The organism is Alistipes sp. Marseille-P5061 (assembly GCF_900290115.1).
In the GTDB taxonomy this organism is placed as follows: Bacteria; Bacteroidota; Bacteroidia; order Bacteroidales; family Rikenellaceae; genus Alistipes; species Alistipes excrementigallinarum.
The window spans coordinates 117,593-137,182 of record NZ_LT985752.1 but is presented as its reverse complement, the minus strand read 5'-3'; the positions used below and the strand labels follow the sequence as shown (position 1 = coordinate 137,182).

Here is a 19,590-nt window from a genome sequence, read left to right as displayed (position 1 = left end):
ATGACACGCTTGAAGATTGCGCTCGTGGCGGGCGGTGATTCGCCCGAGCGTGAGATTGCTCTCCAGAGCGCCGCGCAGATTGAGGCGGCGCTCGACCCCGAAAAATACGACGTCACGGTCATCGACCTCCACCACCGCGACTGGCACTACACCGCCCCCGACGGCCGCCAGTGGCAGGTCGACAAGAACGACTTTTCGCTGACGGTCGACGGCGTCCGCCGCCAGTTCGACTACGCCCTCATCATCATCCACGGCACGCCGGGCGAGGACGGCCGCCTGCAGGGCTACCTCGACATGATGGGCATTCCCTACTCGTCGTGCTCGATGACCTCGTCGGTCATCACCTTCGACAAGATTTCGACCAAGCGCGCCGTGGCCGGCACGGGGGTCCATCTGGCCCGCGAGTTCTTCTTCCGCCGCGGCGACGAGATTGACTGCGCGGAGGTGGTCGCACGGCTCGGCCTTCCGCTCTTTGTCAAGCCCAATGCCAACGGTTCGTCGTTCGGCGTGACGAAGGTGCACAGCGCCGGGGAGCTTCCGGCGGCGCTCGAGGCGGCCTTCGCCCAGGACGACGAGATTCTGGTCGAGGAGTGCATCCCGGGGCGCGAGATGGGGTGCGGCGTGCTCATCACCCGGGAGCGCGAATACGAGCTGCCCATCACGGAGATTTGCCCCAAGAACGACTTCTTCGACTACGAGGCCAAGTATAAGGCCGGCTTCTCGGAGGAGATTACCCCGGCGCGCATCCCGGCAGAACTTGCGGCCGAGCTCCACCGTCTGGCGCGCGCCGCCTACCGGGCCTGCCGCTGCTCGGGCATCGTGCGCGTCGACTTCATCGTCACGCCCGAGAATGTCCCCTACATGATTGAAATCAACTCGATTCCCGGCATGAGCGCCGGAAGCATCGTGCCCAAGCAGGCGCGTGCCGCCGGCATGACGCTTGGGGAGCTCTACGACATCGTGATTGCCGATACCTGCCGCCGCAAATGATTGAGATTGACGACAAGATTGTGAGCGCCGACCTGCTGCGCGAGTGCTTCGCCTGCGACCTGACGCAGTGCAAGGGCATCTGCTGCGTCGAGGGCAACGCCGGAGCGCCGCTCGAGGCCGACGAGGTGGAGACGCTCGAGCGGGAGTATGCGGCCTACCGGCCCTACATGACGCCCGAGGGCATCGAGGCGGTCGAGCGGCAGGGCTTCATGGTGGTCGACGACGACGGCGACTACACCACGCCGCTGGTCAACGATGCCGAGTGCGCCTACTCGCGCAACGAGAACGGCGTGACGCTCTGTGCCATCGAGAAGGCGTGGCTCGAGGGGAAGACCCCCTTCCGCAAGCCGATTTCCTGCCACCTCTATCCCATCCGGCTGGTGCACTTCTCCAACGGAAGCATCGGTCTGAACTACCACCGCTGGTCGGTCTGCGAACCGGCGCGGCGGTGCGGGCGCAAGCTGGGGATTCGCGTCTACGAATCGCTGCGCGAGCCCATCATCCGGCGCTTCGGCGAGGAGTTCTACCGGGCGCTCGAGGCGGCCGACGAGCTGCTCAACCACCGTCCGGCGCACCCGAAGCAATAGCTTTGGGGGCGCTTTGGGGGCGCTTTGGGGGCGCACCCGGGGCGCACCCGGGGCGCTTTTGCGGGAACCCTCCCGCACGGGCGCTCCCGCGAGAACCCTCCCGCACGGGCGCTCCCGGCGGAGGACGCTCCTGCAAGGGGGCTCCCGGCGAAGGACGTTTCCGTAACGCTCTCGCATAAGTGCTTCCGGCGAAGGGCGCTCCTGCAAGGGCACTTTCCCGCAAGGACCCTCCCGGATGGGGCAGTCCCCTGCCGGTCCTCGGACCGACGGGTTTCGTCGGCAACGGACGGGAGCATCGGCGCCGGAGCCGGGGAAGGGAAGAGAGCGCTCGGCTGCCTGCCTCTGCGAAGCCTGCCGCTGCGCGACCGTCTCTGCGGGGACGCCTGGCTGCACGGCTCCCGGCACACCTTATTATGATATATTGACTACGAAAAGAGACCAACGACGATTGAAATTGTTATGAAGAGATACCTGTTGACCCTCCTTGCCCTTGCGGCCGCCTGCGCCGCGACGGCCCGTACGGCCCGCCCGACGCGTGCCGAACTCGAACGTCAGACGGAGCGCGTATCGGCCGAAGCCGACTCGCTCCGCACGCTGACCGACTGGCAGGCCGCCCAGATTGATTCGCTCTGCCAGCTGCTGGCCGAGCAGGCCGAGATGCTCCCCGACGCCGCCGCACCGCGCACCGCATCGGCGGCAGCTCCCGCCAAACAGTCGGCTGCCGATTCGCTCGCCGAGCTGCGCCGGCGTCTGCGCCGTGTGGAAATCGAGTCGGTGCCCGACGTCAGCGAGTCGGCCGTCATCGATACGCTCGATTCGGGCAACGAGGCGCTCTTCGTCGTCCTCTACGGCGACAACACGTGGCGCTATGTCCGCAACCGCGAAATCGCCCGCGACAGCACCATCTTCGAGAAGTACTGGGATACGACGACGCTCTTCCCCTACAAGGATGCCAACCTGGCGGCGATGCCCTCGTCGGTCGTGCTCGAACTGGTCGACTCGACGCGCAGCTACCATTGCCCCTACCAGGCGACGCCCCATCCGCGCGGACGCTACGGCTTGCGCCGCGGCCGTGCGCATCAGGGCATCGACCTGCCGCTGAAGACGGGCGACACCGTCTATGCGGCCTTCAGCGGCCGGGTGCGCATCTCGGAGTACAACCGCGGCGGATACGGCAATCTGGTGATTATCCGCCACGACAACGGCCTGGAGACCTACTACGGCCACCTCTCGGAGCGTCTGGTCGAGCCCAATCAGTGGGTCGAGGCGGGACAGGTGATTGGTCTGGGCGGCTCGACGGGCCGTTCGACGGGACCCCACCTCCACTTCGAGACGCGCTATTATGGCCAGTCGTTCGACCCCGAGCGCCTCATCGACTTCCGCAAGGGGGTTCTTTGCCGCGAGACCTTCCTGCTCAAGAAATCCTTCTTCAGCATCTATTCGAAGGCGGGGCAGGATTTCGAGGATGAGCTGGCCAACGAGAAGCAGGACAAGAAGGAGGCGGCCGAGCAGGCGGCGCGCCGCTACCACAAGATTCGCTCGGGCGATACGCTGGGACACATCGCCATCCGCTACGGCACCACCGTTTCGCGCCTCTGCGCGCTGAACGGCATCACGCGGACGACGACGCTGCGCATCGGCCGTACGCTGCGCGTGCGTTGACAAGGGGGGCGGCCGTCCCCTCCGCACAATCTGAAGCCCGGAAGTCGGTGCTGCGGTTCATCCGCGCCGGCCTCCGGGCTTCGTTTGTGCCCGGCCTCCGGGTTTTGCTTGTGTCCCCGGCCTCCGGGCTTCGTTTGTGCCCGGCCTCCGGGTTTTGCTTGTGTCCCCGGCCTCCGGGTTCGTTTGTGCCCGGCCTCCGGGTTTTGTTTGTGTCCGGTCTCCGGTGTTTGTCTGCCCCCCCCGGCCTGCGGGCTTGTTCGTGCCCGGCCTCCGGCGTTTGTCTGCCCCCGGCTTCCGGCGTTGCGGCCGGCGGCGGGCCCTGCCGGACATGCCGGGATGCTCCGCCAAACGGCGAAGCGCCCTCCGCCGCAGGGGCGGAAGGCGCTTCGAGGGGTTACAGGTGCGTTACAGCGCGCCCGGAGGGCGTCAATAGCCGAGGATGCGCAGCATCGAACGGTAGGACTGCTCCTTGGCGAAGAGGCGCGTGTAGTACTCGTTGTCCGACTTGTCGCGGTCGATGATGATGTGCTTGGGCGCCGGGATGAGGCAGTGCTGGATGCCGCCGAAGCCGCCCAGCGCCTCCTGATAGGCTCCCGTGTGGAAGAAGCCGATGTACTGCGTGTTCCCCTTCTCGAGTTTCGGGAGGAAGATGGCGTTGGTGTGGCACTCCGAGTTGTAGAAGTCCTCGCTGTCGCACGTCAGTCCGCCCAGCAGCACGCGCTGGTACTCCTTGTCCCAGTTGTTGATGGCCAGCATGATGTAGCGCTGGTCGATGCCCCACGTGTCGGGCAGCGTGGTGATGAACGACGAGTCTATCATGTACCAGTTCTCGCGGTCGTTCTGCTGCTTCTGGTTGACAATCGAGTAGAGCGCCGCGCCGCTCTCGCCCACCGTGAAGGAGCCGAACTCGGTGAAGATGTTGGGCTCCTCGATGCCGTTGCGCTGGCAGAAGTTCTTGATTTGGGCGATAATCTCCTCGGTCAGGTACTCGTAGTCGTACTCGAAGTTGAGCGAGTTCTTGATGGGGAAGCCGCCGCCGATGTTGAGGCTGTCGAGTTCGGGGCAGATGGCCTTCAGCTCGCAGTAGACGTTCATGCACTTGAGCAGCTCGTTCCAGTAGTAGGCCGTATCCTTGATGCCCGTGTTGATGAAGAAGTGGAGCATCTTGAGCTGGAACTTCTTGCTGTTCTTGAGCTTCGTCTTGTAGAACTCGACGATGTCGTTGTAGCGGATACCCAGCCGCGAGGTGTAGAACTCGAACTTGGGCTCCTCCTCGCAGGCGATGCGGATGCCCACCTTGCACTTCTTGGTGAAGGCGTCCTCGAAGAGGTCGAGCTCCTCCTTGTTGTCGAGCACCGGGATGGTGTTCTCGAAGCCGGCGTTGACCAGCTGGGCGATGTTCTCGACATACTGCGGACGCTTGAATCCGTTGCAGATGATGTAGCGGTCCTTGTCGATGATGCCCCCGTCGTAGAGGGCGTTGATGATGTGGATGTCGTAGGCCGACGAGGTCTCGAGGTGGATGTCGTTCTTCATCGCCTCCTCGAGCACGAACGAGAAGTGGCTCGACTTGGTGCAGTAGCAATAGTTGTACGAGCCCTTGTAGTCGACCTTTGCCATTGCCACGTTGAACATGCGCTTGGCCCGGTTGATTTGCTGCGAGATTTTCGGCAGGTAGGTGATTTTGAGCGGAGTGCCGTACTGCTTGATGAGTTCCATGAGCGGAATGTCGTGGAAATGCAGCTCGTTGTCCTCGACAGAAAACTCGTCCTGCGGGAAGTCGAACGTCTGTTCGATGAGGTCGATGTACTTGTCTTTCATGACTCGTTTAAAGGTTTTGTAACAATCCGTCTTCGCTACATGGGCCGGACGGAGCGAAAGTAGCTCACCCGGATTCCGGCCCGTTTCGGGATGCAAAGTAAATGATTATTTTCCGGATGGAGGCCTTTTCGGGCGATTATTTTGAAAAATAGGGGGTGATTTTGTTTTTTCTTCGAAAAAAGGTAATTTTGAAGCGACAAATCCAACAGTTTGTAAGGTGTTATATCGTACAATCGAACGTTATCTGGAGTCGCACAAGCGACTGGTCATACCTCAATTCGGGGCCTTTGTCGTTAAGACGCCGGGCGAAAGCGTGCTCTTCACGGAGCTGCTGCGGCGCGATGACGGTGTGTTGCGTACGCTGCTGCGCGAGGAAGGGATGAGTGAGCTGGAAGCCGCCGGAGAGATTGACCGTTTCCTCTTCGAGGTACGCCATGCCGTGCAGAGCGGCGGGGAGTATCCGATGGAGGGATTCGGTGTATTCCGCAGCGGCCCCAACGGAACGATTGCCTTCGAATATCAGCCGCATGCACACGTGCCGGCCGGGGAGGAGCCCCTCCGCGACGGCGCTGCGGGCCATGCGGCGGCGGAGCATGCCGGCGGAGAGGCCGGTCACGCTTCGCACGGGCATGCCAAACCGGCCGAGCCGGAGCCGGAAGCCCGTCCCGCAACACTGCATGTCTCGCCCTCGGCGAAGATGAATCCCGAACCCTGCCTGAAGGGGCTGCGTTACGGCCGTCCTCCCAAGAACACCGACGCCTACACCTATGTGGGCCCCACGGAGCGGAGGCGTGTCGACCGCTTCCTGATTGTGGCCATCGTTGCGGCGCTGCTCGCCGTGGCGGCCATCGCCTTCGGCTACTACCACAACCGCCAGGAGGCGCGGCTCGAGGAGGAGCTCGAACTGCCGCTGCCCGAAGCGGTGGAGGCGGAGGCTGCTGACCAGGCCGATGCCCCGGCTCGGACGGAGGCTTCGGCCGGTGACGAAGCCGGTGATGAAGCGCCCCGGGAGGCAGCGCCCGCCGATGCGGCTTCGGAGCGTTAAACCCAAACCGAGAAGAGACAACAATGACGGATATTACGACTGTTAAGCAGCGCTTCGGCATCATCGGCACCTCCGAGTTGCTGGACCGCGCGCTCGAGGTGGCCGTGCGTGTCGCCCCGACCGACCTGACGGTCCTTGTCACGGGCGAAAGCGGCGTGGGCAAGGAGTTCTTCCCGCAGGTCATCCACGCCTATTCGGCGCGCAAGCACAACAAATACATCGCCGTGAACTGCGGCGCCATCCCCGAAGGAACCATCGACTCGGAGCTCTTCGGCCACGAGAAGGGGGCCTTCACCGGGGCGCTCGAGGCCCGCAAGGGCTACTTCGAGGAGGCCGACGGCGGTACGATTTTCCTCGACGAGGTGGCCGAGCTGCCCCTCCCGACGCAGGCGCGCCTGCTGCGCGTGCTGCAGACGGGCGAGTTCATCCGCGTCGGCTCGTCGAAGGTCCAGAAGACCAACGTGCGCGTGGTGGCGGCCACGAACATGAACCTGCAGGAGGCCATCGCCTCGGGCCGCTTCCGCGAGGACCTCTACTACCGCCTCAATACGGTGCCCATCGTCGTGCCCGCGCTGCGCGAGCGTCCGGGCGACATTCCGCTCCTGTTCCGCAAGTTCGCGAGCGACGTGGCGCAGCAGTATCGCATGCCGGTGGTGACGCTCGATGCGGCGGCCCGCGAGATGCTCTGCAACTACTACTGGCGGGGCAACATCCGTCAGCTGAAGAACGTCGCCGAGCAGATTTCGGCCGTCGAGGAGGCGCGCCTCATCACCCCCGAAATTCTGGCCCGCTACCTTCCCGAGCAGAACGCCGGCACCTCCGTGGCGGCGGGTCCTGCCCGCCAGGCGGCCTCCTCGGAGCCCTTCGCCGAGCGGGAGCTGCTCTACAAGGTGCTCTTCGACATGCGCTCCGACATCAACGACCTGAAGCGCATGCTGGCCGAGCTCATGCAGCGCATGCCCCACGGCGGCGAGCCCTCGGCGCCCGACATCAAGGCGCTGCTGCCCACCACGGCGCAGAGCTCCGCGCCGCTCTATGCCGCGCCCCCGGCGGGCGGCGGCGTGCAGCCTTCGGCTCCGGTCTTTGCCGAGAGCGAGGAGGTGACCGACGAGCCTCCCCACGAGAAGACGAAGGCCGACGTGCAGCGCGAGCAGATTATCCGCGCGCTGAAGCACAACAACGGCCGACGCCGCGAGGCGGCCGCCGAGCTCTTCATGTCGGAGCGCACGCTCTACCGCAAAATCAAGGAGCTGGGCATCGAGGAGTAGTCCCGAGCCCCGGGATTGCTTGTCCGGGCTTGCTTATGGGAGGAGCTGTCTGAGCCCCGGGACCGCTTATAATCGGAGCTCCGGGTCCGCATAAATTTTTGAACAGAACAAAAAGAGAATACCGCGTTGAAACGATTCATTTTTCTGCTGCTCGCCACTGCCGGCCTGCTGATTCCCTCGGGCTGCGGCGTGGCCATCAAGTACTCGCTCTCGGGCGCTTCGATTCCGCCCGACGCCAAGACCTTCTCGGTGGCCTACTTCCCCAACAACGCCACGATGGTCTCGCCCATCCTGAGCTCGACGCTCACCGAGGCGCTGGTCGACATCTTCTCGCGCCGTACGCGTCTGGTGCAGGTGGACGAGGGGGGCGACTTCGCCTTCGAGGGTGAAATCACCAACTACACCTCGGTGACGGCCTCCGTCTCGAGCGAGGATACGGCGCTGCTCAACCGCCTGACCATCACGGTGAAGGTCCGCTTTACCAACGCGCTCGACGAGAAGATGTCGTTCAACCGCACCTTCTCGGCCTACGAGGACTACGACTCGTCGCGTCTGCTGACCGAGGCCGAGGGCGAGCTGATTCCCCTGATTGTGGACAAACTGGTGACCGACATCTTCCAGGCGTCGGCATCGAACTGGTAAAAAGGGGCTGAAGGATGACCGATTTCATGCAATACGTGGCTTCGGGCGGGACGTCGGAGCGCCCCTCCGAGGCGGAGCTCGATGCGCTGCTCAAGCGCTTCGAGTGGTTCGCGACGGCGCGCCGGGTGCGGGCCCTCGTGCGCGGCGAGCGCGACGAGCGGCTCGAGGCGGTGGCTCCGTGGCGCGGCGAGAGCGTGCTCGAACGGGAGCCGGTCGACGCCGAAGCCCTCACGTTCCTCACGTCGGAGGATATCATCGACCGCTTCCTGCGCGAGGAGCATCTGCGCATCGTCGCCGAGGAGGGGGAGCCCGAGAGCGAGGTGCGCACCGAGGCCGACCTGACCGACGAGGAGGACCTCGTAAGCGAGGAGCTGGCCGAGATTTACCTCGCACAGGGGCTTCGCGCGAAAGCGATTGACACTTATCGCAAATTAAGTTTGCTAAATCCGGAAAAAAGTGTTTACTTTGCCGAACTTATTGGCAGGATAGAAACAAATAATTAAAATTCATCCGATATGTTATACACGATTTGTATTGCTCTGATACTTGTGGCGAGCGTTCTGGTGATTCTCGCGGTGTTGGTGCAGAATCCCAAGAGCGGCATGGCCGCCAATTTCGGCGCATCGAACCAGGTGATGGGCGTACGTGAAACCACGAACTTCCTGGAGAAATTCACCTGGGCCATGGCCATCGCGATTGTCGTGCTGAGCCTCGTGGCCACGCTGGCCATGGACAAGAGCCTCGTAGCGACGAGCAACAGCGCCATTACGGAGGATGCCAAGGCACTGCAGGAGCGCGTCATCGAGACCGAGGCTCCCGCCGCCATGCCGCAGGCCGAGATTCCTGCCGCACCGGCCGGGGAGACGCCCGCCGCACCGGCCGAGGAGACTCCCGCCAAGTAGTTTTTCTGCGGAAGGCTGCCCCGGCAGAGAGCAGAAAATCCGAAGAGACAGGGAGAGACCGCACCATGTGCGGTCTCTTTTTGTTTCCGGGCGGAAGGGGCGCGGGCACCGCTGGTTTGTTTTTTTGTGGAGGCCTGCGGTCGTCGCGGAGGGGCGCTGCTGTCCCTCTTCTTGTTTTCGGGCGGGTGGCCTGCTGTGTCCGCTGTTTTTGTTTTCGGACGGAGGCCTGCGGTCGTCGCGGTGGGCGCTGCTGTCGGTTTCCGGATGCGGGTGGGTGCTGTTCGCCCGGCCGGGGACCTTCGCCCGGCCGAGGACTCTTCCCCCGGCCGGGGACTCTTCACACGGTTAAACCACGCCGGGACTATGATTTTTGAAAATAATTGGTTAAATTTGTAGAAACCGATGACTCTTTGCCGGCACAAGCGAAAGTGCAGTGTGGAGCCGACCCGCAGCAGTGCGGGAAGGCAGGTGTGTGGGGTAGGCGCATGGTGGCTCTGAAGAGGCGGAGCTGGAAGTTCCCCTTTGTGTGCGGAAAACTCAAACCCCAAATACGTACACCTATGAAGAAATTTTTCGTTTTAACCTTCGCGCTGATGTTCGGTCTGAGCATCACCGCCTGCGGCGCCGGGCAGTCGGGCGCCTATCCCAAAACCCCGAAGGAGGTCGCACAGCGATTCATGGAGCTCTACACGGCCGGCGACAGCGCTGCCGCCGACTATGTCCTCTTCGACGGCCGCAACCTGCTGGAGCTGGCCATGACGGCCGACATCGCCCGTACGAAGCAGTTCCCCGAGGAGCTTGCCAAGCGGAAGGCGCAGGGCCCGGTGAAGGTCGAGTGCGTCTCGGAGCGCATCACGACGGACGAGGATAACGGCAACCCCAACCTCGAGGTGGCCTACGTCGAGTGCAGGGTGGGCGAGCAGACCGAATATCTGATGCTCGTGCCGGTCGACGGACTCTGGAAGGTCGACATCACGGTGCTGTGGGCCAGCGAGTGGTTCGGCATGTAGCATGAGCGGCCCTCTTTCTGCAGCAAGCCAATCGTAAAACCATAAAAGAAGGATATTATGAACCGGATGAAACTGTTGCTCTATGCCGTCTGCTTTACGGCACTGGTCGGGTGCAGCCCGAAATACGGCGTAGGTGATTATTACGAAGCGGAGGGCGTGCGCGGCGTGGTCTTCAGCGTGACTGACGGCGGCCGCCACGGTAAGATTCTGTCGCTCGAGGAGACCTCGCTGCCCTGGCAGACGGGGCGCGGCATCGATGTGGTCGGTGCGGCCGACCAGGATAACGGCGCGGTGAACCTCGAGCAGGTCAAGAGCCAGGACAACTGGCAGGAGCGCTTCCCGGCCTTTGCCTGGTGCGCCGGGCTGGGCGAGGGGTGGTACCTCCCGGCCGTGAACGAGATGGCCGAAATCAATGCCAGCCACGAGGCGGTCAATGCCGCGCTGGTGGCCGCGCAGGGCACGCCGCTCGAGACGCAGGGCGTCACCTTCCTCTACTGGTCGTCGACTGAGACGGGCAAGTACGAGGCCAGCGGCGGTTGGCTCTATGCTAAGAGCTTCAAGCCCAGCGACGAAATCAAGAACTACTCGCAGCACGTCCGTGCCGTGCGGGCCTTCTGACGCGTCGGCCGGCGGGGAGGGGGCAGCTGCCGCCAATCCTCCTTGAATGAACCGGGCCCGGGTCTCACTGGAGAGTCCCGGGCCTGTTGTTTGACGGTCGTATGCGCTTTTGTACCGGCGCAGGGTGGGGCGGCTGCCGCATGGGGCGCCCGACGCGGCGCTTTGTTTGGGGAGCGGTGTGGGGCACCCGGCCTCGGACGGACACGGTGGAAAAGTCGGGCCGGAGCACTCGTGGTGCGGCGCTTTGTTTTTTGGGGTGGTGTGTGCCCTGTGCGGGTCGCTCGGGCGCGGCGCTTTTTGGGGTGGTGCCTTGTGCGGGTCGCTCGCGGCGCTTTTTTGGGGCGGCGGGGTGCGGTGCCCGGCCTTCTGTTTATTCGGCCACCTCGCCCTTGGTGCGCTTGCGCGTGTTGATGCTCAGGTAGCGCTGCAGCGTCTGCTGGAGCCGCGAGGGGTCGATGTCGCGCCGTATGTTGCCCCCCTGCGCGATGGAGATGTGGCCCGTCTCCTCCGAAACGACGATGATGATGGCGTCGGAAATCTCGCTCATGCCGATGGCCGCCCGGTGGCGCGTGCCGTAGGATTTGGGCACGGCGCTCTGCGTGACGGGCAGGATGCACTTCGCCGCCACGATGCGGTCGCCCTCGATGAGCACGGCGCCGTCGTGGAGCGGAGCGTTCTTGAAGAAGATGTTCTTGAGCAGCGGCGTGGAGACCTTGGCGTCCAGCGCGATGCCGCCCTCGGCGATGAGCCTCAGGTCGCTCTGCTGGCCGATGACGATTAACGCTCCGGTCATCGATTCGGCCATCTCGCGGCAGGCCGTGACGATGGGGACGATGTTGGTCTGTGCCGGGTCGTCGCCGGCCGAGAAGATGCGGGTGATGAAGTTGAAGTGCTTCTGGCGCATGCCGATAACCTGCAGGAAGCGGCGCAGCTCGGGCTGGAAGACGATAATCAGGGCGATGGCGCCGACGCTGATTAACTGCCCGAGGATGGTCGACAGCAACTCCATGTTGAGCGTCTTGACCACGACCCACAGCAGATAGATGGCGATGATGCCCGAGAGGATATAGGGGGCGTTGGTCCCCTTCGTCATCCGGTAAATCCAGTACATGATGGCGGCGACGAGGACGATGTCGATGAAGTCGATGAATGTGAATGGAACGAAACCCATAGAGCGGTACGTACGGTTATTACGGAGCAAATGTAGGAAAAATTTGGAGACTTTCCGCCATCCGCCCCGATTTGTTGCGGGGGACGGCCCGCAGCCGCGGATGCGCCGGCCTGCCGGGTCCCTGGCGGCCGGCTGCCGACCGGGGGCAGGGACGATAGCGGGAGGATTACCTGGGCAATGTCGGAACGCTACCGGGCTTATCCCGGGGCGATGCCGGGGACGGGGGGTACTGAGTGCGGAAAAGCAGCGGTTCACGGGCAGGGGCGGTAGGGGGCTTTCTCAGCGTCCCAAAACTGGCGTCCGAACCCCGGCACCGAACCCCGGCACCGAAAACCCGGCACGGCACAAAAAACGGGATGCCGCGCCCGGAGGCGGACATCCCGTTTTGGGGTCGGACGAAGCGTCGCGCGGGGCGCTACTTCTTCTCGGCAGCCTTCTTGTCGGCGGCGTAGAGCTCGTTCACCTTGGCCAGCACGGCCGGGGTGATGTTGAGCGTCGTGTCGGCATCGAGCAGGGCCGAAGCGTTGACGATGAGCTTGTAGCGGCCGTCGGCGTTGATGGCCCGGATGGCGCGGTGGATGAGGTCCTGGGCGCGGTTGTTGAAGACGTAATTCTCCTCGTCGAGCGTCTGGGCCTCCTTCTGGGCCGAGCTCTGGTAGGCCGCTACGCGCTTCTCGATGCTCTGCTGCTGGGCCTGGGCGTCGTTGGTGGTGATGAGCCCCTTCTGGTACTTCTCCTGCAGCTGGGCAGCCTCATACTGGAGGTTCTGCTCCTTCTGCGCCCAGCTCTTCTGGGCCTTCTCGGTCTTGGCCTGCAGGGCGGCGCCCTCGGTCAGAAAGAGGTCGCTCTGCGCGAGCACGGCCTCCACCTGCACGTATGCGACCTCGCCGCAGCCGGTTGCCTCGGTCGTTGCGGCCGGAGTGGCGGCCGTCGTCTCGGCGCCGCTTTTCGAGTCGCAGGCCGTCAGCGAGAGGGCCGCAATGCACGCCGTGAGCAAAATGTTTTTCATATCGAGTCTGATTTTTTGAGTTTTTTATGCAACTTTGTTCCGACAAAGGTAAAAAAAAATCTTTATTTTTGCCCGTTATCCCTTAATTTTTGAGACCATGTACGAATATATAAGCGGCCGTGTGGCGGAACTCGCTCCGACATACGCCGTTATCGACGTCGGCGGGGTGGGCTACTACCTCAACATCTCGCTCCAGACCTATACGGAAATCGAGCATGCGGAGCAGGCGCAGCTCTACGTCCACCACATCGTGCGCGAGGATGCGCAGCTGCTCTACGGCTTCGCCTCGAAGGTCGAGCGCGAGCTCTTCCGCCTGCTGCTCGGCGTCTCGGGCGTGGGGGGCAATACGGCGCGGATGATTCTCTCGACCTACTCGCCCCGCGAGCTGCAGGGCATCATCGGGTCGGGCAACGCCGTGCTGCTGAAGAACGTCAAGGGGCTCGGCCTCAAGACGGCGCAGAAAATCATCGTCGAGCTGAGCGGCAAGCTCACGGGGCTCGACACCTCGCAGGCCGTGCCGGCCGGGCCCGACGACCAGACGTGCGACGAGGCGCTCGCCGCGCTGGTCATGCTCGGCTTCCCGAAGGGGGCGGCCGAGAAGGCCGTGCGCAAGCTGGCCCGCGAACACCCCTCGGCTCCCGTCGAGGAGATGGTGCGCATGGCTCTGAAGATGCTCTGAACGGGCTTTTTGCACCTCCGCCGGCCTCTCGGGAGCGTTTGTGGCAGCCGATTTGCACCCGTTTGGGTGCGGCGTCATGTCGGCACCGCGCTAAACGCATCGAGCCATGACGGAGATACCCTTCGGATTCATTCTTGTACTGCTCGGCCTCTTCGTGCTGGCCGTCCTGGGTGTGGTTCTTGTCCACATGCACCGGCAGCACGCCCTGCAACGGATGCAGGACCCGAGGCACGACCATTATCGGCGGGGATAGCGCACGGACGCTTCCCCGTCCTTTTTTTTGGTCCGTCGGCAGACGATTCGTCCCTTTTTTCGCGTTCCTTGCTGTGAATTCGGATTGTTTTTGTAAATTTGCACGATTGTATGCCGATGAATATGACCCGATACAAGCTCACAGGCCTGCTGGCGGCGCTTCTGCTGCTTGCGGGCTGCTCGCAGGAGGAGGAGACGCTGCCCAACCAGCGCAACAGCATCGTCTCGTTCCTCACCTCGACGCACGCGCCGCAGCTCATCTCGGAGGAGGCCGTCGCCGAGTCGCCCGACGAGAATCCCCCCTTCTATACGGCCAAGGGCAATACGGTCTACCGCTACATCTCGAACTACTACGATTCGGGGCGCGCGTCGCGTGCCGAGGTGAAGTCGGGCTCGCGCGTGAGCATCACCTTCCGTGCCTACGTCTTCTCGATGCGCAACATCACCGACTCGGACATGCCCTTCTTTACGAACGACCCCGACCTGGAGCAGGCGCTCTACGAGGCGGGGCTCACCCCCGGGGTGTGGAAATTCGAACCCATGGAGCTCACTTTGGGTCAGAGCGGAATAATAAAAGGGCTCGAACTGGCGTTACTTGGGTGTCGCCAGGGCGACGAGGTGGAGTGCTACATGACCTACAACATGGCCTACGGCGATACGAACTTCGCCACCATCCCGCGCGAGAGCGCCGTCGCCATCTTCTTCACGGTCAACGGCGTCGATTAGCCCGGAGGACCGCATGAACTGAGAGACAACGAGAAACGAACGAAACGAACGAAACCGGAGATATGAAGTTTTTTGGACACACACTGCTCGCCGCGGCGCTCCTGCTGGCCCTTCTGCTGCCTTCGTGCGCCAAGGAGGAGAGCGAATCCTATGCCACCTACGAGAAGATGGCGCTTGCCTCGTGGATACGCCTCAACCGTCCCGACCTGGAGGAGAACCTGCAGGAGGATGGCGGCTACTACGTCGACGTGCTGAAGGTGGGCAACAAGGATGCCGCCCCCATCAACGATACGATTTGCTGGGTGAAGTTTGACTTCTCGGGGCGCGACCTGAGCGGCAACATCATCCTGACGCGTCGGGAGATGGATGCCAAGCTGGCCGGCACCTTCACCAAATATACGCACTATGTGCCCTATTACCGCTACTGCGGCGAAATCAACACGTCGCTGATTGAGGGTACGCGTCTGGCGATGCGCAACACGCTGACGCTGGGCGAGACCTATTACGAGAAGTACAAGAACGAACGCGGCTTCGAATCGCGCGAGATTCTGCTGCGCGAAGGCTCCGAGGTGGTGCTCTACATGCCCTCGTCGGTGGTCGGCGGCGCGGAGGGCGACGGCGGTTACGAGGGTCAGTATACGCTCGACACCAACCGCCCGTTCATCGTGACGATGACGATTTGCGATACGGTGAAGAACCCGCTCGAGAGCGAGGGCTCGGCCGTCGACGCCTTCTGTGAGGGCGACGGCGGGCTGCGCGTCTACGACACCAAGGAGAACAAGCGTCCCGAGAAGGCCGACGATGCGAACCACCCCTACAACATCACGGAGCGGTGGGTCAACGCCTGCGATACGGTGCCTCAGGTCTATGTCGACTACCGCTACCATCCCGGCGATGCGATTCGCTTCCCGGAGCGCTACCAGTCGGCCTACGAGCCCTATGCGGCCTTCGACAAGCTGGAGCAGGACATCGCCGATGTGCTCAAGGAGCGGTTCGGCTCCGAGGAGGGGACCTATCCCGACGTGAAGGAGCTGACCGACTCGGTGAAGATGGACGGCACGGCCAAAATCTGGTACATCGGCCGCTTCCTCGACGGCTTCATCTTCGACACGAACATCGACGAGGTGAAGAAACTCATCTACGGCGAGGTGAAATCGACGGGTTCGGCCTTCGAGTACACCCCCGAGGAGGGCGGTGCCATCAGCGCCTGGTACTATACGATTCCCAACCTCAAGTTCGGGCAGTGGGCCGCGATGGTCACCACCTCGACCAACGCCTACGGTTCGACGGGTGTCAGCGGTTCGTCGTCGACCTCGACCACGACCAGCGGCTATTCGTCGAGCTATCTTGACTACCTGAACTACCTGAACTACGCCAACAGCTACTACGGCATGAACGGCTACTACGGCGGTTACTACGGTGGTTACTACGGCGGCTATTACGGTGGTTACTACGACTACTACGGTTACGGTTCGGGCTACGACGATACGACCACCACGACGACCACCACCTCCGTAACGACGGAGATTCCCCCCTTCACGCCGCTGCTGTTCCAGATTTACGTCGAGCCGAGCGACGAGGCCGACGAGGAGTAGCGCCGCGTGCGGAGGTGCCCGATGCGGAGGCCGCGCGGAGGTGCCACGTGCGGAAGAGTCCGTGCAGAGGCGCCCATGCGGAGGCCGCATGCAAGGTGATTCAATACGCGAGGCGATTCAACACGCAGGACAATTCAAGGAGACAGGCTCCCGGGTGCACGAGATGCATCCGGGAGTCCTTTTTTATATACGTAATATACGTACGCGTCGCATGCGCAGTAGCAGGAGCAGGTGTAGGTGCAGGTGCAGGTGCAGGTGCAGGCGGGACCACCCGCGCTGTCCGCACCACCCGCACGGCACGGACCTCCCGCACGGCACGGACTGCTCGCACCACCCGCGCCACCTGCACCACCCGCACCGCCTGCACCGCCTGCACCGCCTGCACCGCCTGCACCGCCCGTACTGCTCGCACTGCTCGCACTGCTCGCATCGCCCGCACCGCCCACACTGCCCGTACGGCCCGCGCCACCCACATCGCCCGTACCTTCCGCCCCGCCCGTACCTTCCGGCTCGCCCGGCCCGCGCTGTCCGTACCGCCCGCCCCGCCTGCATCGCCTGCGCCGCCCGCACCGCCTGCATCGCCTGCGCCGCCCGCACCTCCTGCACGGCCCGGCCCGCCCGCACCTCCCGCACGGCACGGACCACCCGTACCACTCGCACCGCCCGAGGCCCCTTCGGCACGACTTTGGCAGTGTCGCGAGTCGGTCCGGATGCCGCAGGTCCGGCCGCTTTGCTTTGTTGCGCTTTTATGACACTTCAATTACATTTTTTGAAAGGGAAATTTTGGATTTATCCAAAAAAGTTGTAACTTAGTTGTGTAGAAATATCAACTTAAAACCAACTGATATGATAATCACATTTAACGAGCTGCGCCGAATCAAAGACAAACTGCCCAGCGGCAGCTCGCAGCGCATTGCAGATGAATTAGGACTCGACGTGGAGACGATTCGCAATTATTTCGGCGGCAAGCACGAGGCGAAGGAGTGCGTTGGCGTTCATTTCGAACCCGGACCCGACGGTGGCATCGTGACGTTGGACGATACGACGATTCTCGAACATGCAATGCGCATTCTGAACGAGAACAAATAGCCGCGCTGCGGATTTGTCATTGAGAGATGATTCAGGCCCCTCCCTGCGGAGGGGCTTCTTTTTTGCCTGCCGTTTGGTGAAGTGCCGGAGGGCTGCCGCGGCGCACGGTTTTCTGCCAAAATAACACGCTCCGGCAGACCCTTTCCCCGCGGTGCATTCACAGCCTGCCAATATTCTGCCAATTTGGCAGGACGTGTCGTTTGGTACAACCTTTGTTCAAGAAGGGGGCGTAACGCGCCGGTTGAGGCCGGCAGAGAAACCGAATAATAACAATTAAAACATATACGACTATGGCAAAGATTATTGGTATTGACTTAGGTACGACGAACTCCTGCGTAGCAGTGATGGAGGGCAACGAGCCCGTGGTGATTCCCAACTCCGAGGGACACCGCACGACCCCTTCCGTCGTAGCCTTCACGAATGACGGAGAGCGCAAGGTGGGTGACCCCGCAAAGCGTCAGGCCATCACCAACCCGAAGCGCACGGTCTTTTCGATTAAACGTTTCATGGGCGAGACCTTCGACCAGGTTACGGCCGATGTGGCCCGCGCGCCCTATTCGATTGTCCGCGGCGACAACAACACGCCCCGTGTCGACATCGACGGACGTCTCTACACGCCTCAGGAGATTTCGGCCATCATTCTGCAGAAGATGAAGAAGACGGCCGAGGACTATCTGGGCCAGGAGGTAACCGAGGCGGTCATCACCGTGCCGGCCTACTTCTCCGACTCACAGCGTCAGGCCACGAAGGAGGCGGGCGAGATTGCCGGTCTGAAGGTTCGCCGAATCATCAACGAGCCTACGGCCGCAGCGCTTGCCTACGGTCTGGACAAGAAGGGCAAGGATATGAAGATTGCCGTATACGACCTCGGTGGCGGTACGTTCGATATCTCCATCCTGGAGCTGGGCGACGGTGTCTTCGAGGTTAAGTCGACCAACGGCGATACGCACCTGGGAGGTGATGACTTCGACCACGTGCTTATCGACTACATGGCCGAGGCGTTCAAGGCCGAGCACAACATCGACCTGCGTCAGGACCCGATGGCTCTGCAGCGCCTGAAGGAGGCTGCCGAGAAGGCCAAGATTGAACTTTCGTCGTCGACTTCGACCGAAATCAACCTGCCCTACATCATGCCTGTAAACGGCATTCCGCAGCACCTGGTCATGACGCTTACGCGTGCCAAGTTCGAGCAGCTGTGCGACCATCTGATTCAGAAGACGGTCGAGCCCTGCAAGCTTGCGCTGCGTGACGCCGGTCTGCAGGCCAGCGATATCGACGAGGTGATTCTGGTCGGCGGTTCGACCCGTATCCCCGCCGTGCAGAAGATTGTCGAGCAGTTCTTCGGCAAGACGCCCAACAAGAGCGTAAACCCCGACGAGGTGGTTGCCGTGGGCGCCGCTATCCAGGGCGGTGTGCTGACGGGCGAAGTGAAGGACGTGCTGCTGCTTGATGTGACGCCGCTGTCGCTCGGTATCGAGACGCTGGGCGGTGTGATGACCAAGCTCATCGACGCCAACACGACGATTCCTACCCGCAAGAGCGAGGTCTTCTCGACGGCAGCCGACAACCAGCCTTCGGTAGAAATTAACGTATGCCAGGGCGAGCGTCCGCTGGCCCGCGACAACAAGTCGATTGGCCGCTTCCACCTCGACGGCATTCCGGCCGCTCCGCGTGGCGTGCCTCAGATTGAGGTGACGTTCGATATCGATGCCAACGGTATCCTGAACGTATCGGCCAAGGACAAGGGCACGGGCAAGGAGCAGAAGATTCGCATCGAGGCATCGTCGGGTCTGACCGAGCAGGAGATTCAGCGCATGCGTGACGAGGCGAAGGCCAACGAGGAGAAGGACCGTCAGGAGAAGGAGCGTATCGACAAGATTAACGCTGCCGACTCGAACATCTTCGCCACCGAGAAGCAGCTCAAGGAGTACGGCGACAAGCTGCCTGCCGACAAGAAGGCAGCCATCGAGTCGGCCCTCGGCAAGCTGAAGGAGGCGCACAAGAACGCCGACGTTGCGGCTATCGACACGGCCATCGCCGAGCTGAACGCCGCATGGCAGGCCGCTTCGCAGGACATCTACTCGCAGCAGCAGGCTCAGGGTGCTGCCGGTGCTCAGCAGAATGCCGGCCAGCAGGCTCAGGGCAATGCAGGCGCACAGGGCGGTGCCAACAACGGCCAGCCCGAGGACGTAGAGTTCGAAGAGGTGAAATAGTTCACGGCCTTGCATAAAGGCTGACGACGGGTCGGGTCCGGATTTCCGGGCCCGACCTTTTTATGCCCCTCCGAAGCCGCATGCGCGGCGCCTCACGCAGGGAGGCGTGCGTGCGGCGGAGGGGGAGACGACGAAGCGGTTCGAACCGGAGGTCGAACGGGTTGTGGAGCGAACAGGTTCGGACCGGAGCCCCCTCGGGGGCGGGTGGGATGGTGGGTTATGACGAGCGACGGACGACCGGGAGTGTACCATGGGTACGGACTTCCGGCCGCCCGTCGTTTTTTTTGTGCCGGGGAGCGGGGAGGGCGCGG

The 19,590-nt window shown here is 62.7% G+C and carries 19 protein-coding genes; 16 read left to right on the top strand and 3 right to left on the bottom strand.

Features of this window, described 5'->3' with window-relative positions:
• The 3 genes from C8267_RS10660 (at window position 1) to C8267_RS10650 (ending at window position 3,239) form a co-directional block, all read left to right on the top strand.
• A complete protein-coding gene (locus C8267_RS10660) occupies window positions 1-990 on the top strand; it encodes a D-alanine--D-alanine ligase (protein ID WP_106634583.1) in 990 nt (329 codons plus the stop codon).
• Window positions 987-1,577, top strand: coding sequence for a DUF3109 family protein (locus C8267_RS10655; RefSeq protein ID WP_106634582.1), 591 nt, complete (start codon window positions 987-989; stop codon window positions 1,575-1,577). Before C8267_RS10660 ends, C8267_RS10655 begins: the two co-directional genes overlap by 4 nt.
• A 459-nt stretch (window positions 1,578-2,036) precedes the next feature.
• Window positions 2,037-3,239 (top strand): M23 family metallopeptidase, encoded by a 1,203-nt coding sequence (locus tag C8267_RS10650; protein ID WP_087362704.1) that lies wholly within the window; start codon window positions 2,037-2,039, stop codon window positions 3,237-3,239.
• 426 nt (window positions 3,240-3,665) lie between these two features.
• Here the strand turns inward: C8267_RS10650 and C8267_RS10645 are convergent, their stop codons facing one another.
• On the bottom strand, window positions 3,666-5,060 hold the full coding sequence (locus tag C8267_RS10645) for an arginine decarboxylase (protein ID WP_087362705.1): 1,395 nt from the start codon (window positions 5,058-5,060) through the stop codon (window positions 3,666-3,668).
• Between the two features lie 217 nt (window positions 5,061-5,277).
• Here C8267_RS10645 and C8267_RS10640 point away from each other — a divergent pair, with 217 nt between their 5' ends.
• The 7 genes from C8267_RS10640 to C8267_RS10610 all read left to right on the top strand — a co-directional run bounded on the left by C8267_RS10640 (window position 5,278) and on the right by C8267_RS10610 (window position 10,545).
• Entirely contained in the window at window positions 5,278-6,105 is an 828-nt protein-coding gene (locus tag C8267_RS10640; RefSeq protein ID WP_087362706.1) for a hypothetical protein, read from the top strand.
• Between the two features lie 23 nt (window positions 6,106-6,128).
• Entirely contained in the window at window positions 6,129-7,373 is a 1,245-nt protein-coding gene (locus tag C8267_RS10635) for a sigma-54 interaction domain-containing protein (RefSeq protein WP_087362707.1), read from the top strand.
• Between the two features lie 126 nt (window positions 7,374-7,499).
• Window positions 7,500-8,015: an LPS assembly lipoprotein LptE gene (gene lptE, locus C8267_RS10630; protein WP_199792102.1), complete on the top strand. Its 516-nt coding sequence runs from the start codon at window positions 7,500-7,502 to the stop codon at window positions 8,013-8,015.
• Between the two features lie 14 nt (window positions 8,016-8,029).
• Window positions 8,030-8,518 (top strand): hypothetical protein, encoded by a 489-nt coding sequence (locus C8267_RS10625; protein ID WP_087362708.1) that lies wholly within the window; start codon window positions 8,030-8,032, stop codon window positions 8,516-8,518.
• A gap of 12 nt (window positions 8,519-8,530) precedes the next feature.
• A complete protein-coding gene (secG, locus tag C8267_RS10620) occupies window positions 8,531-8,917 on the top strand; it encodes a preprotein translocase subunit SecG (protein WP_087362709.1) in 387 nt (128 codons plus the stop codon).
• A gap of 560 nt (window positions 8,918-9,477) precedes the next feature.
• Window positions 9,478-9,927, top strand: coding sequence for a DUF4878 domain-containing protein (locus C8267_RS10615; RefSeq protein WP_106634581.1), 450 nt, complete (start codon window positions 9,478-9,480; stop codon window positions 9,925-9,927).
• Between the two features lie 57 nt (window positions 9,928-9,984).
• Window positions 9,985-10,545 (top strand): hypothetical protein, encoded by a 561-nt coding sequence (locus C8267_RS10610; protein ID WP_106634580.1) that lies wholly within the window; start codon window positions 9,985-9,987, stop codon window positions 10,543-10,545.
• Window positions 10,546-10,915: 370 nt separating this feature from the next.
• Here C8267_RS10610 and cdaA read toward each other — a convergent pair whose 3' ends face one another.
• Window positions 10,916-11,716, bottom strand: a complete 801-nt coding sequence (gene cdaA / locus C8267_RS10605) for a diadenylate cyclase CdaA (RefSeq protein WP_087362712.1) — start codon at window positions 11,714-11,716, stop codon at window positions 10,916-10,918.
• 415 nt (window positions 11,717-12,131) lie between these two features.
• Window positions 12,132-12,725 (bottom strand): OmpH family outer membrane protein, encoded by a 594-nt coding sequence (locus tag C8267_RS10600; RefSeq protein WP_106634579.1) that lies wholly within the window; start codon window positions 12,723-12,725, stop codon window positions 12,132-12,134.
• A 97-nt stretch (window positions 12,726-12,822) separates the two neighbouring features.
• Between C8267_RS10600 and ruvA the strand changes: the two genes are divergently transcribed.
• The 6 genes from ruvA (at window position 12,823) to dnaK (ending at window position 19,279) form a co-directional block, all read left to right on the top strand.
• A complete protein-coding gene (ruvA, locus tag C8267_RS10595; RefSeq protein ID WP_106634578.1) occupies window positions 12,823-13,404 on the top strand; it encodes a Holliday junction branch migration protein RuvA in 582 nt (193 codons plus the stop codon).
• Window positions 13,405-13,510: 106 nt separating this feature from the next.
• Complete coding sequence (locus C8267_RS10960) at window positions 13,511-13,657, top strand: hypothetical protein (protein ID WP_158699774.1); 147 nt, start codon at window positions 13,511-13,513, stop codon at window positions 13,655-13,657.
• A 122-nt stretch (window positions 13,658-13,779) separates the two neighbouring features.
• A complete protein-coding gene (locus tag C8267_RS10590) occupies window positions 13,780-14,382 on the top strand; it encodes an FKBP-type peptidyl-prolyl cis-trans isomerase (RefSeq protein ID WP_106634577.1) in 603 nt (200 codons plus the stop codon).
• 62 nt (window positions 14,383-14,444) lie between these two features.
• Complete coding sequence (locus tag C8267_RS10585; protein ID WP_106634576.1) at window positions 14,445-15,977, top strand: hypothetical protein; 1,533 nt, start codon at window positions 14,445-14,447, stop codon at window positions 15,975-15,977.
• Window positions 15,978-16,823: 846 nt separating this feature from the next.
• Entirely contained in the window at window positions 16,824-17,066 is a 243-nt protein-coding gene (locus C8267_RS10575) for a DNA-binding protein (RefSeq protein ID WP_087362716.1), read from the top strand.
• A 290-nt stretch (window positions 17,067-17,356) separates the two neighbouring features.
• Window positions 17,357-19,279, top strand: coding sequence for a molecular chaperone DnaK (gene dnaK / locus C8267_RS10570; RefSeq protein WP_087362717.1), 1,923 nt, complete (start codon window positions 17,357-17,359; stop codon window positions 19,277-19,279).
• The last annotated feature ends 311 nt before the right edge of the window (window positions 19,280-19,590 follow it).

What these genes read in the sequence shown, in the direction of transcription:
- C8267_RS10660 (WP_106634583.1), top strand. Translation starts at nt 1, where the DNA reads ATGACACGCTTGAAGATTGCGCTCGTGGCGGGCGGTGATTCGCCCGAG.
- C8267_RS10655 (WP_106634582.1), top strand. Translation starts at nt 987, where the DNA reads ATGATTGAGATTGACGACAAGATTGTGAGCGCCGACCTGCTGCGCGAG.
- C8267_RS10650 (WP_087362704.1), top strand. Translation starts at nt 2,037, where the DNA reads ATGAAGAGATACCTGTTGACCCTCCTTGCCCTTGCGGCCGCCTGCGCC.
- C8267_RS10645 (WP_087362705.1), bottom strand. Translation starts at nt 5,060, where the DNA reads ATGAAAGACAAGTACATCGACCTCATCGAACAGACGTTCGACTTCCCG.
- C8267_RS10635 (WP_087362707.1), top strand. Translation starts at nt 6,129, where the DNA reads ATGACGGATATTACGACTGTTAAGCAGCGCTTCGGCATCATCGGCACC.
- C8267_RS10625 (WP_087362708.1), top strand. Translation starts at nt 8,030, where the DNA reads ATGACCGATTTCATGCAATACGTGGCTTCGGGCGGGACGTCGGAGCGC.
- secG (WP_087362709.1), top strand. Translation starts at nt 8,531, where the DNA reads ATGTTATACACGATTTGTATTGCTCTGATACTTGTGGCGAGCGTTCTG.
- C8267_RS10615 (WP_106634581.1), top strand. Translation starts at nt 9,478, where the DNA reads ATGAAGAAATTTTTCGTTTTAACCTTCGCGCTGATGTTCGGTCTGAGC.
- C8267_RS10610 (WP_106634580.1), top strand. Translation starts at nt 9,985, where the DNA reads ATGAACCGGATGAAACTGTTGCTCTATGCCGTCTGCTTTACGGCACTG.
- cdaA (WP_087362712.1), bottom strand. Translation starts at nt 11,716, where the DNA reads ATGGGTTTCGTTCCATTCACATTCATCGACTTCATCGACATCGTCCTC.
- C8267_RS10600 (WP_106634579.1), bottom strand. Translation starts at nt 12,725, where the DNA reads ATGAAAAACATTTTGCTCACGGCGTGCATTGCGGCCCTCTCGCTGACG.
- ruvA (WP_106634578.1), top strand. Translation starts at nt 12,823, where the DNA reads ATGTACGAATATATAAGCGGCCGTGTGGCGGAACTCGCTCCGACATAC.
- C8267_RS10960 (WP_158699774.1), top strand. Translation starts at nt 13,511, where the DNA reads ATGACGGAGATACCCTTCGGATTCATTCTTGTACTGCTCGGCCTCTTC.
- C8267_RS10590 (WP_106634577.1), top strand. Translation starts at nt 13,780, where the DNA reads ATGACCCGATACAAGCTCACAGGCCTGCTGGCGGCGCTTCTGCTGCTT.
- C8267_RS10585 (WP_106634576.1), top strand. Translation starts at nt 14,445, where the DNA reads ATGAAGTTTTTTGGACACACACTGCTCGCCGCGGCGCTCCTGCTGGCC.
- C8267_RS10575 (WP_087362716.1), top strand. Translation starts at nt 16,824, where the DNA reads ATGATAATCACATTTAACGAGCTGCGCCGAATCAAAGACAAACTGCCC.
- dnaK (WP_087362717.1), top strand. Translation starts at nt 17,357, where the DNA reads ATGGCAAAGATTATTGGTATTGACTTAGGTACGACGAACTCCTGCGTA.